The sequence below is a fragment of the Kordiimonas lacus genome, from assembly GCF_001550055.1.
Classification (GTDB): Bacteria; Pseudomonadota; Alphaproteobacteria; order Sphingomonadales; family Kordiimonadaceae; genus Kordiimonas; species Kordiimonas lacus.
The window spans coordinates 675,138-687,429 of sequence record NZ_LRUA01000010.1 but is presented as its reverse complement, the minus strand read 5'-3'; the positions used below and the strand labels follow the sequence as shown (position 1 = coordinate 687,429).

6 protein-coding genes are annotated in these 12,292 nt (G+C 59.6%); all 6 read right to left on the bottom strand.

Translation table 11 applies throughout. The features are described 5' to 3' along the window. Nucleotides 1-104: 104 nt before the first annotated feature. Nucleotides 105-4,175 (bottom strand): calcium-binding protein, encoded by a 4,071-nt coding sequence (locus KORLAC_RS18160; RefSeq protein ID WP_068309172.1) that lies wholly within the window; start codon nucleotides 4,173-4,175, stop codon nucleotides 105-107. A 249-nt stretch (nucleotides 4,176-4,424) separates the two neighbouring features. After that, entirely contained in the window at nucleotides 4,425-5,267 is an 843-nt protein-coding gene (locus KORLAC_RS18155) for a carbon-nitrogen hydrolase family protein (RefSeq protein ID WP_068309170.1), read from the bottom strand. Between the two features lie 15 nt (nucleotides 5,268-5,282). Further along, nucleotides 5,283-6,500 carry an MFS transporter gene (locus KORLAC_RS18150; RefSeq protein ID WP_068309168.1) on the bottom strand — a complete coding sequence of 406 codons (1,218 nt, stop codon included), beginning with the start codon at nucleotides 6,498-6,500 and terminating at the stop codon, nucleotides 5,283-5,285. Further along, nucleotides 6,497-8,206 carry a serine hydrolase domain-containing protein gene (locus tag KORLAC_RS18145; RefSeq protein ID WP_139167373.1) on the bottom strand — a complete coding sequence of 570 codons (1,710 nt, stop codon included), beginning with the start codon at nucleotides 8,204-8,206 and terminating at the stop codon, nucleotides 6,497-6,499. The genes KORLAC_RS18150 and KORLAC_RS18145 overlap by 4 nt, the downstream gene beginning before the upstream one ends. After that, nucleotides 8,203-9,765, bottom strand: a complete 1,563-nt coding sequence (locus KORLAC_RS18140) for a tetratricopeptide repeat-containing sulfotransferase family protein (RefSeq protein WP_241493456.1) — start codon at nucleotides 9,763-9,765, stop codon at nucleotides 8,203-8,205. The genes KORLAC_RS18145 and KORLAC_RS18140 overlap by 4 nt, the downstream gene beginning before the upstream one ends. Nucleotides 9,766-9,873: 108 nt before the next feature. Then, nucleotides 9,874-12,258, bottom strand: a complete 2,385-nt coding sequence (locus KORLAC_RS18135; protein WP_068309162.1) for a TonB-dependent receptor — start codon at nucleotides 12,256-12,258, stop codon at nucleotides 9,874-9,876. Nucleotides 12,259-12,292 lie beyond the last annotated feature (34 nt).

The window sequence follows — 12,292 nt, the reverse complement described above, 5'->3', positions numbered from 1 at the left end:
AGAACTTCCCAAGCCGCACAAGGGCGGCATGGGACCCTGAATATCGGCGCCGAACCTTCCTGCGGCAATCAGTGTGCCGCAGGATAAAGCCAGCCTGCCGCAGCCTAAATTTCGATCGCCATGGTGGCCAGGTCAGCGACGCTGTATCCTTCAATCAGGACGCTACCGTTTCCTAAGTCGATCAACAGGCTGCCTCTATGGTCGCTGGCCGCGGCAACCACCGCGTCGAAATCCGCGAAATAGCCATCATGGGCCCGAAGCTTCAGGGTGTCCTGGTTTATGTCGAAATCCATGATCACATCCTGGCCGTGCCCGGCACCAAAGACAAAGAGGTCTGCGGCGCCGCCGCCGGACAGCAGATCGTCGCCTGCACCGCCCCAGATGACATCCTCGCCGTTGCCTGCGAAAATCGTGTCATTGCCGTTGCCGCCAAAGATCAGATCTGCACCCAAGCCGCCGTCAATCCAGTCACTGCCGCTGCCGGCGTATATTTTATCGTCGCCCGCGTTTGCCAACACCCTGTCGGCACCCGACCCGGCCATGATGATGTCGTCACCCGACGCCGCATGAAACACATCATCACCGGCGCCGCCCTTCATGGTATCGCTGTCGGTACCGTAGGTGAGGGCTTCGCCTTCGTCGAACTGGCCGTTGGCTGCAACAATGCCGTCTACCCAACCGCCGCCGATGATCGTGTCGTCGCCCTCTTCGCCAATCAGATAGTCTGAACCGTCATGCTCGCCGCCACCCACATAGCCGTTTCCGGCCACGGAAAATGCTACTTCAGCGCCACCGCCAATCAGCAGGTCATTGCCGCCGCTGCCGTTCACATGGTCATTGCCGTCGCCGCCAACAAGTGTGTCGGATGCTGCGGTATCCGTGTCGCCATACAGCCGGTCATCGCCATCACCGCCCAGCAAGAGATCTTCACCGTCGCCGCCGTGAAGGGTGTCCGCCCCGCCAGCGCCGAACAGGATGTCAGTTCCGCCGCGCCCGGACAGGGCGTTGGCCTCATCCCCACCTGAAATCGTGTCATTGTCATTGGTGCCGATCACTGCTTCGATTGAATGGAATTCGTCCCAGATGGCATCGCCTGCAGTCCCGGTCCCTGTGCCCAGATCAATGGCGATACCGCCGGCAGACCCGCTGAAGTCCGCAGTGTCGAAGCCGCCTTCGCCAAGGAAGCGCTGATGGTCGTCATACCCGATGAACAGATTATCGCCGTCGTCGCCCTGGAAAGTATAAACCGGGATTTCAGGATCAGGACCCGGCAAAGGCGTACCCCCGCCTGTGCCCGGCCCCTCCACCGGTTCGACATGCGCCAGTTCGTCGCCCACGGCCTGCCAGACAAAATCGGCGATAGCCGCATAATTCTGCTGAACCAGCGGATGAACGTCATCCGGTACCTGGAAGGTATCCGGCGCTGGCTGACCATACAGGGCAGTATAATTGATCAGCGAAGACAGGAAATACATGGTGGGCGTACCGTGCGGGTCGGCATCGACATAGAGGTCACTTGGCGTGATGCCGCCCAGACCCAAGCTGTCGTCTGTCAGCATCTGGCTGATCAGCGATCCAACCGGGATCAGCTCCACGACCACATCTGGGCGCGCTTCCCGGATCGCATCGACATACGTCTCGAACCAGTCGTGGAACTCCCCCTGGGCGTAGTCGTGATATATCGCGAACTCAGCTTCCGTCGGCGGGAACGACAGCTGTCGCGCTGCCATGTCCGGCCAGCTTTCATAGATATAGATAACCGCGCCGGGTTCCTGTTCCTGCACCCAGTCAATGATGGTGAGCGTAGACTGGAGTGGGGTTGTGCCCTCGGGGTTCTCGCCTTCGAAAGGTTCCGTAGGCGCCAGCCCCTGGATGAAATTGCCCGGCGTGATTGTGACGGTGGTAAAATCGGCATCGGCGAAGCTGGTGCCGGATTCCGAGTTCCATGGGTTGGGCACCCCTGCAAAACCCCACTGGGAGACCGGGTTCAGGTCGTCATGAAGGCGCAGGAAGCCGAACTGACCGGTGAAGGCATAGTCATTCCCGGCCGTATCTGCCAGCTGATGCAGCCAGTAGGGCATGGCCGTTTCCGGCACTTCCTGATAATTCACCAGGCTGTGGCCAAAGATATAGTTGCTGATTTCATAGTGGTTTCCGGTGGTCGGCACGCCGCCACCACCGCCGCCGCCGCCTGAACCGCCTGACGTTGAAGGTACCGGCAGCGGATCAAGCTGTATCTGCGTACCGTTGGCGAACTCGATGGTTTCAACAGCGACAAGGCGGTCGGACCCATCCGGGCCCACGACGCGGTAGCCATAACCTTCCACGCTGATTTCATAGTCATCGGCTGTACCGCTCAGCAGCACAATGTCGGTGCCGTCGCCGCCATGCAGGCCGTCATCGCCCGCGCCACCAACAAGCACATCGTCCCCGCTTGAGCCAACCAGATAATCTTCCTGCAAAGTGCCGATCAGTGTGTCGTCGCTACTGGTTCCCTCAGCCTGGACCCCTTGCTGGAAATGGGTGCCGCCCCGGCTTTCCCACCAGGGCGATACGGTGGCATTGAGGGTGTCGATCAATTCTGCGCGCGGGTTTGTGTCCTCCAGAAAGGCCCGCAAGCCCCAGGAGCCGAACTGGCCCGGCGCCGAGACATCCACGAATTGCATGAAGGCTTCGCCACCCACTGCCTGCCAGCCGTCAAACAGTTCCTGATACAACTCGGCCATCTGGTCCGACCGCACAAAGTCAGCCAGAAAATCGCTGAGGATAAGGCTGGACCCATTGGTCCCGGCATAGTGGTGGATATGCTGCCCGCCTTCATAGGACAGAAGCGCGAGGCCATAGTCGGCCGCGAAAGCCTGCTGGGTGGCAAGGGCATCCAGAACCTGCGGGATCGAGCTTTCCACATTTGGGTCCCGCAGAAGGTTTGCGGTTACGTCGAACGCATCCACTGCGGGGTCGTCTATGGCATCCAAAATGGTTTGCCGATGCGTGTCATCAAGCGGGACCGCGCCCCCGAAGTAGGTGGTGACGGCCACGGCGTCGAAATAGGTATGTGGCGGCTCGTACCCTTCCGGATCGGTCTGCTGCCAGGATGAGGCGGTCAGGACCTGCTCGGTCACCCAGGTGTTGTCCGTCATGGACCCGGCGACCCGCACGAGGCTGTCTTCGGCCCGGTCACCATACACTTCGGTAAAGATCTTCATCACCTGCGACGCGCGCATGCCGTACCAGTCAAGCCGAACCTGATAGCTGGGCTCGACGCCCGGAAACGCGGCCTGGCCCAGGGCGTCCATTTCGGCAGAATGGGCAAAGATGGTGTTCCATGCCTCGTTTGAAAACTCCACGGTCACCTTCAGGGCCGGGTCCAGATTGTCCCGGATATACAGGGCCATGTTTTCCACATAGTCGTCAGTTGCCAGGTGGGGGATGTTGATCCAGATATCGGTCCCCGCTTCGTTGGCCAGCTGGACAATCACCTCAATGGGGACGCCGTTGGCCGCATAGGTGAAGTCATCCACCTGTGGCCGATCGGACCATTCGGAAATCGGGGAATGATTGGTGTTCATCCAATCCATGAAGCGAAATTCGCGCATATCGTCCACAAGGTCGAGCCAGGTTGGATTGAAGACCGCGCCCGCCTGATAGAGCTCCAGATGTTCTTCCCGAACGATGGAAATATCCCTGATATAGTCACCGGTATTGGCCGGGTCGGTGTTCGCAATCTCGAAACCGAATGTACCGCCACTGGTATTCTCGAACACGATTTTACCGTCTGTCTCGCTCAATATATTGATGCTGACACCGAAGATATTGATGTCGCCTTCGCCTTCATACTGCAGCACATAGACACCCGCCCGTCCCGCATTCGCCCCTTCGGCAATGGGTCCAAGGTCCCAATCGAAGATGGTCTGGATGCTGTGAAACCCGTCCACCATTTCTGTCGGCCAGCCATTTTCATCCAGCGTCATCAAGGGCCGGAAAGACTCATAGTCCACATACCCTTCGGTGTCGGAGACCCCGAACCAGGGCCGCATCATCTTTGTCAGGTCCAGGAAAGGAAGTTGGGTCGAAGTATCGGTGATTCCCTGAAGGCCGATAGCCACGGAAGGATCAATGTAACCGGTTACATTATTGGCCTGAGCCAAAAGGTCGTTTGCATTTGAGATGGGCATGTTTGATTCTCGCTTAGATTACCTGATGACGCGGTGGGTGCCTGACGCGTGAACTTAGCGTATAGCACGAGCGATACAACCGGCAAAGCCATGCATGCAATTTTCATAAAATTGTCACGGCTGCCGTTCCGGGACAGGCAAGGCCAGCCCCCCTCGGCGCCGTGACAGGTGCGGTGATGCGCGACCCTGTGACCGGCGAAAAGCCCGCACTGGACCTGACGCCATATCGGCTCAATCGATTTTAGCGGGTTACCGGTGCCGGGTGGGGACCTCAAGCGGGCCAAGCGCCTTGAGCGCCTTGCTTGCCTGTGGGTCCGGGAAGGTGTGGGCGGCGTCGCGGAAGCTTTTGAGCGGCTGGCCAAGGCCCAGAACACCGCGTTCCCGGCTGCGGGTAACACGGTCCAGATCCAGCTCCACCACGATGATTTCCTCATCATCGCTCGCGGCGTGGATAACCTCGCCGTCCGGCCCCGCGATCACGGACCGGCCGTAGGCCTGTTCGCCTGCGCCGTTCACGTCCACCACATAGCATTGCTGCTGGGCGGCGGTTGCGCGCACCATGGTGCATTCCACATCGCGGTCTGCGGTGTTCGTCAGCGTCGGGTGGATGATCACCTCCGCGCCCTCCAGCACCATTGCCCGGCTGGTTTCCGGAAACCACATGTCATAGCAGATCGACAGGCCGAACCGGCCTACGTCCGGCACATCGAACACGCAGATGTCGGTGCCTGCGGCCACCCCGACTTCATAAGGATAGAAGGGATACATTTTGCGGTAGCGTGTCACCACCTCACCCGCCGGGTTGATCACCGACGCGGTGTTATAAACATCATCGCCGTCTTTTTCATACAGCGACCCTGTCACCAGCCAGATGCCCAGCTCTTTGGCCAGCGCCGCCAGCTTGCCTTCGGTGGCAGACGGCATGGGTTCCGCCGTGCCGGTGCCCGCACCGCAGATCGCAAGTTCGCTCAGGACCACCATCTGGACCCACGGATAGCGCACAAGCGTGGTGCGGATTTTCTTCACAACAAGATCGAAATTGCCGTTTGGCTTCAAATCCAGCTGCAACCCTGCAATAGCAAATGGTTTCACGGTTGGTTCCCTTCCCTACTCTAACACACCCTGGTCAGGCGCCTTGTAGGCTGCTTCCTTCTGGTCCAGGAGCCGCGCGGGCATAAAGGCCGCGAGCGTACACAGGATGACGCCGGAAACCGCCAGATTGATAATCAGGTTATAATTGTCATCGCCCACCACTTGGGCTGCGATGAAGGGGCCTGACGCCAGGCCCATTTTGGAGAAAAAGCCCGACAGCGCCGCCATCCGCCCGTGCCCGTCAAAGGCTGAGCACATCCCGAGGAGGTATGGGATCAGGAAGGCCCAGGTGATGCCCGTGATGATGTTGGCGGCAAAAAAGACGCCCACTTCACCGGAAAAACGAAACAGGATCATGCCGATAACCGTCAGCACCAGGCCGCCCATCAGCGGCAGCAGGCGGCCAAAGTTGGTCCCCACCCCATAGACAAGCACCGCACCAATCACGGCAATCCAGTTGGCGAGGCCAAGCGTGGTGCTGATGGAGCCAGTCTTGAGCCCGAAGCTTTTGCCCAGTTCAATCACATAGGCCGCGAGGCCCATATTGGCCGCCTGGAAGAAAAACACCGCAAACAGCGCCATCACCAAGGGCTTCAGGTAAACCTTGTCCTCGCCGCCGCTTTCATTTGAAAGCGCCGTCTTTTCCTTGGGGGCGTATGTTCCCATGAACGGCACCATCAGAAGCGTGACAAAGCTGAAGGCAATCAGCGCGAAAAACAGGACCTGCGTACCGTAAAGCGGCACCAGCTTGGGCAGGAACATCAGCCCCAAACCGCCCAGACCATACTGCACGATCAGGAGCATGCCGAAGCTGCGGTCCGGCGCGTGCGTGCGCGCGATCACGGAAAAACCAACGCCCACAAGGAAGCCGCCTGTTGACCCATGGATGAAGCGCATGACGGTCAACAGTGTCGGGTCGGTGATCGTGCTGGAAAAGACATCGAGCGCGATCAGGATCAGGAGCGCGGCAATGGCCGTCGGCCGCCAGCTGAGATGCTTGATGGCAAACACCGCCACAAACGCCCCCAGGGCAGCCCCGTACACATTGGCCGACGCCACATGGCCGGCGGCCTGCTTGGAAAAGCCAAGGCCCTCCACAAGGCCGCTCACCAGCGCAGGCATGATGTTCACATAAAACAGCCCCGCCGTTGTCAGGAAGGCCAGCAGCACACTGGCCAGGTGGCCATTGGGGGCCACCACCGGAAAGCGTGCTTTATTGCCGGTATCGATCATTCTGTCACCCCGCATACCGGGCTGACTTTCGCCAATTCTTTCACCGGTTCTGAAAATGTAAAATTATAGCCGTCACTGAAATAATAATAGACCCTGCCACCCGGCAGCATCACCACCGTGATCCCGCCATAACCAGAGAAGAAAGGCAGCCAGGCGTCGCCCGTGCAGCCCAGCGCATCCTTGGCATTCCAGCCCCAGAAAGCATTGTTGTAGCGCAACGTGCTGCTGCCTGCCTCAGACCCACTGTCAGAAGGGTCGCGCTGCATGGCGCTGTCCAGAAGGCCGGTGTCGAGCATGGTTTCAAGTCGGGCGTCGCGTCCGGCAAGGTCCGTGGCAATGCGGGCGATATCGTCGCGGTAAAACAGCATGCCGTAGCCGCTGAAGGGTTCCGGGTTCGCGCCGCTCGTGCGGCGGATTTCTTGGCTGAGCGGCCCGAGGTGAAGCGCGCGCCACAGCGGGGCCACCAGATCACGATAATAGTCGGCACCACCGCCATGCCGACTTTTGAGAAAGCCGTTCATGGCCACGCCCAAAAGGTAGGTATCAGACGTGTGATACACCCACCGTTCGCCCGGCTGGCTCTTGCGCGGGAAATAGCGGCAGGAAAAATCTGTCTTGTCAGCTGAAATTTCCGCCAGGAAGAAGGGCAGGTAGCCGGTCGAGCCTTCGTCCTCATGGGCTTCGGCGCTGATATAGTTGCCGGTGGTCATGTCCGCCAGATGCTCAAGTGTCACATCCTGCCACTGGCTGCCTGTGCACTGGGGCACAAAACGCTGCAGAGCGCCGTCTTTCAGACCCTGATAGAGCTTCTCCAACCGCATCAGGCCGATGCCGGCCGCAAGCGACTTGGCGACCGAATAGGACGGCAGGGCCATGGTGTCACAGAAGGGGTAGGCGCCGAAGCGCGTGTCGCAGCCGCTGACATAATGCGTGCCGTCATGCACCACGCCAAAGGCGGTCATATTGTCAGAAGCGATGGTGCCGGATTGAGCGAAGACGTCGGCATCCGTGCCCGCGAGGCTTTCGATCGGAGCCGTCGGCAGGCGGTGCGCCACCTCTGCGACATAAGCCGCGCGCACGCCGTCTGCACCGAGGGGGGGCGCATAGGCCCAGGCCGCGTCATAGCTGCCCCACAGGTTGAATTTGAAATAGCCGCAGGTCTCGCTGGCTACCTGCACCAGCGCCCTCGTGGCCTGGCCCGACCCGCTGATACGCACAGTCAGCACCCCGTTGTGGATACAGTTGGCGTTCTTTTCCATCAGCGCAAACGGCAGGGAAATGCGGTTGGCGCCGCTGTCGTCCTGCCACACGGCGCCCGGGGAAAAGACAAGGTCGAAATAAGGGTGCGGGGCGTTCACAATACCGCGCACCACGGGCACGATGGCGTCGCCCGATTGCACCAGCCAGATGTCCATGGCCGGCAAGGTGTTGACCTGGTTGGCTGGCACGTCTGCGATGCCATCGGCATCATCCAGCGCTTCAAAGCCACTGGCCGCCTGATTGCCGCCCAACACAAGGTGGCCGTCCATCAACCGGCTTGTCGGGCTGGCGCCCGCGGGCTTGGCAAAATCTGCAAAATCAAGCGGGTCCGTGGAGGCCGCGCCGCCAAACAGCGCATCAAGATCGGACGCTGCAGCACAGGCCGACAGACCCACGGCCTGAAGGAGCACAGCAGCAGACAGGAAGATGCGGCCACCCACTATCACTTCGCGCCCCCTTCGGTGGTTACACCAGCGGCCTCAAGCCGTGCCTTCAGGGACGCCAGCGCTTCAGCATGGTCTTTCCAGCGCCCGACAGAGGACGCATAAAGGGGCTGCCGCACTTGCGCGGCACTGGCCGTGGCCGACGCGCTTTTGTTTTCATGGAACGTCAGGCAGGCGTCCTCAAATGGCAGGCCACAATGATCCAGCATCCGGCGCGTCTGGCCATCAAGCTCCGCGACCAAGCTTTCATAGGACACATCCAGAATGCGGCCGGGCAGCACAGCATGCCAGTGGGCCATCAGCTTCCGGTAGGCAATGAAATAGTCGGCCAGATCCTCCAGCCGGTAGCTATAGGGGTACCCGAGCCGGAACAGGGTTTTATAGATGGCAAAACAGCTGTCCATGGCCCCGCGTTGCAGATGGATGATCCGGGCGGTCGGCATGGCCCGGGCGATCAGGCCCAGATAGAGGAAATTCGCTGGCGTCTTGTCCACCAGATAGGGGCCTGCCTGCCCGCGCGCCGCCGTGCTGGTGAGATAGGCTTCCCCGAGCGCCTCAAAATCAAGGGCCGCAGATTTTTCAATCAGGTCTGTCTTATTCGAAGCAGGGCCCGCGAGCCTCATCAGCGATTGGGCAAAATCATGAATTTCGCCAAGGCTGTCGACGCTTGAGTGCGAGCTTAATATCCGGTCCACGAGCGTCGTGCCCGTGCGCGGCAGGCCGACGATGAAGATCGGCCCCGGTGCGTCTGAGGTGGATACACCGCCTTTGAAAAAGTCGGCACTGAAAACCCGCTCGATGTCGGCCATGGCGCCTGTGTCGGTGCTGACATGATAGGCCATCATGGAGGCGCGCAGGTCTGCGCCGCGCCGGAGGTGCGCAAAGCTCGCGCCCGCGTCCCCGAGGTCTTCATATTCTTTCGCGAGCGCGTAGAAAAGCTGCACGGCGCCCTTCATGTCGGGAATACCGGACTTGAGCAGCGCTTCCATGTCATTGATGTGATTATTGTCCGCCGTCCATTTCCGCAGCGTGGCGCGGTTATAGTAGGCGTCATAGTCGCTCGGCTTCAGGGCGATAACCTGATCATAAAGCGCAACCGCTTCATCAAGGTCCCCCACCGCCGTGGCGGCAGTTGCCAGATTATAGAGCGCCTGCGTGTCCTTTGGCGCAAGTGCGACCGAACGCTTGAAACAGTCATAGGCCAAATCAAAAACCGCCAGGTGCGTGTAGAGCTGGCCGATATGCATCAACAGATAGCTGTCGCCCCAGGCAAGCGCGCGAAGACGTGCGAGTTCATCTGTTGCGGCTTTCAGCTCGCCTTGCTGGATCAGGGCCTGGGCCACCTTGAGGTGGGCGTGCAGATCTTCTTCCACCAGTTCGACCACTTTCTGGAAGCTTGTGAGCATGGCGCCAAAGTTCCCAGAAGCCTCGTGCACCCGCCCGAGCCGCCGCCACCCATCCGGATTGGTGGGATGCTTTTCCGCCAGAAGGGCCGCAAGATCACCGGCTTCTGCCAGGCGTCGCTCCTTCATCAGGGCATCAATTTGCTGTAGGGCGGTCATGATATTCACAAGGCTCTCTCCGCTGCCGGGACATCTGGTATGCCTGAGCATGCGGCAAATGAGGGGGGGAAGGGAAGCCCCTTCCCCACGGACGCTTTCAGCGTCGCTTTAGAAGTTATATTTGACCGCAAGGCCAACGGTGCGCGGCAGCGTGATTTCGCTTTTAGCGCCGCTGCCCAGATAGTTCTGGCTGGCGTCGGTGCCCATATAGGCGTCGCCGTAAACGGCCGAGATACCGCGGTTGTTGAAGATGTTCTTGGCGAACAGCGTTACGTCAATGTCACCCTTGGTGAAGGTCAGGCCCGCACCCCAGATGGAGAAGCCACCAAGCTCTGCCCCAAGGGTGGCGTTATCATTGTCGATATAGTTCTGGCTGCTGCTTTGAACATAACCGTTCACCCGTGCCACCATCTGGATCTCGCTGGTGATATCGGTGGTGTAATCAAACGCGATATTCAGCATATGCTTGGGCACGCCGGTGAGCTGGTTGCCGTCAGTGGCAATCACGCTGCCGGTTGGCGACAGGAAGTCGCTCGTGAGCTTGGCGTCAGCGAAAGCGTAGCCGAGGTTATAGTGCAGCGCGTTGCCGATATAGCCTTCGACTTCGGCTTCGATCCCGATGGAGCGGGCGCTGTCGCCGTTGGCAACCGTGAAGAAACCCCAGTTGCTTGTCGCCGTGTTGATCTGCGGGTTGGACCAGTCCACATAAAAGCCGCTGACACTATAGCGGACATCCGCGGTCGCGCCCTTGATGCCGATCTCATAGTTGCGGGTGGAGTCCGAGCCGTAGGAAAGCCAGCTTTCGTCTTCGGCGAAGAAGCCAGTGGTGGGCACAGCGGTTGCGCCGCCACGGCGATAGCCTTCAGATACGGTGGCATAGACCATGGTATCGTCATTCACGTCATAGGACATGTTGAACTTGAAAAGCGCGTCTTTCTTGCCGGACGTCTCACCCTCGATCACAGCCGGTGCGAACAGCGTGTTCCAGAACGGCAGGTCAATGCGGGCGTCGGCGGTGACCTTGCTGTCGAAATAGCGGATGCCCGCTGTGACGCTCAGTCGGTCACTCACATCATAGGTCGCTTCACCGAAGAAGGCGGTTTCCTTGATCTTGGTCACGCTGTCGAAATCGAAATCAACGTCGATATCGGAATAGCCGAAGCCGTTGGACATCCATGGGAACACGGTCGACGCCCAGGCCCTGTAGCCCGCCAGCGTGGAGATCTGGTCAGCCGTCTGTTCCTGGTCGTGGTAATAGATACCCGCAACCCAGTTGAACGGCCCGTCACTCTGGGACACCAGACGCGCTTCCTGGATGAAGGCTTCATCGGAATAGCCCCGATCGGCGCGTGCGAGCGGACGCGGCGAGTTATAATAGAAACCCGACAGCCAGTTTTTCTGGGCATAGAAGCCCGTGTTTTCGCTGATGGAGCGGCCATCGCGCTCATAGTAGGACGTTGACGAAGTAAGGGTCGCGAAGCCGAGGTCTATGTTCATTTCAAGGCTTGCAAGTTCGAGATCCGAGTGGGAAGGCTCTAGTTGCACAGACCCGGCTTCATAGCGGCCATACTCATTACCAAAACCGTCCAGGAAACCCTCTGCGGAGCCACGGCGAGCCCCCACTTCGTCGCTTTGACGCGTGTATGTGAGCACGGCATCAAAGGCATCGCTTGGCGCAAACAGCGCGCTGATACGCAGGAAATCAATGTCTACCGTGTCGGCGTCCTTGACCGAGGTGAAGACCGCATCGGTGTCTGTGATATCGCCCGGCACCACGGGGGCACCAGCGCTGTCCAGTTCATAGACATTCACATAATCGATGATACCGGCGGAATCGACCTTGCTGCCCACCACGCGAAGCGCAAGCGTGTCACCGAGCGGGATATTGGCAATGGCTTCCCCCGTCCAGCTGAGGCTGCCGGAGCCCGCTGTGGTTGTCAGCGTGCCGCCAACAGAGCCTTCAAATTCGCCCAGCACAGGCTTGTTGGTGATATAGCGAACCGCACCGCCGAGCGAACCGGAGCCATAGAGCGTTCCCTGCGGGCCCCGCAGCACTTCGACGCGCTCGAGGTCGCTCATCATCATGTTGCCGAACACTGGCGTGTCGTTGATGTAGGTGGCAACCGTTGGCGCAGAAGTCACCGGCACGTCGGAGCGGTTGGCGCTATCCACGCTCAGGCCACGGATACGAATGCCGTTCACCTGGCCTGCGTTGCGCGCACCTTTGTCGCTGACGGCCACACCAGGAATATTGCGCAGCAGTTCCGACGCATCGATCACCTTGGCGGCATCGATGGCAGCGCCGGAGACAGCTGAAATATTATAGGGGATATCCTGGACAGATTCAGACCGGCGCGTGGCCGTGACCATGATTTCCTCAAAACTGATTCCCTCGTCTGCGGCATCCTGTGCAATCGCGGCAGGTGCGAATGCGCCCGACAGCGCCGTGGTGGAAAGCAGTGCGAATGTAGAAACTTTACCGATAGCCGTCATGGCTATTCCTCCCATTTCGATGTCATTTGACAAA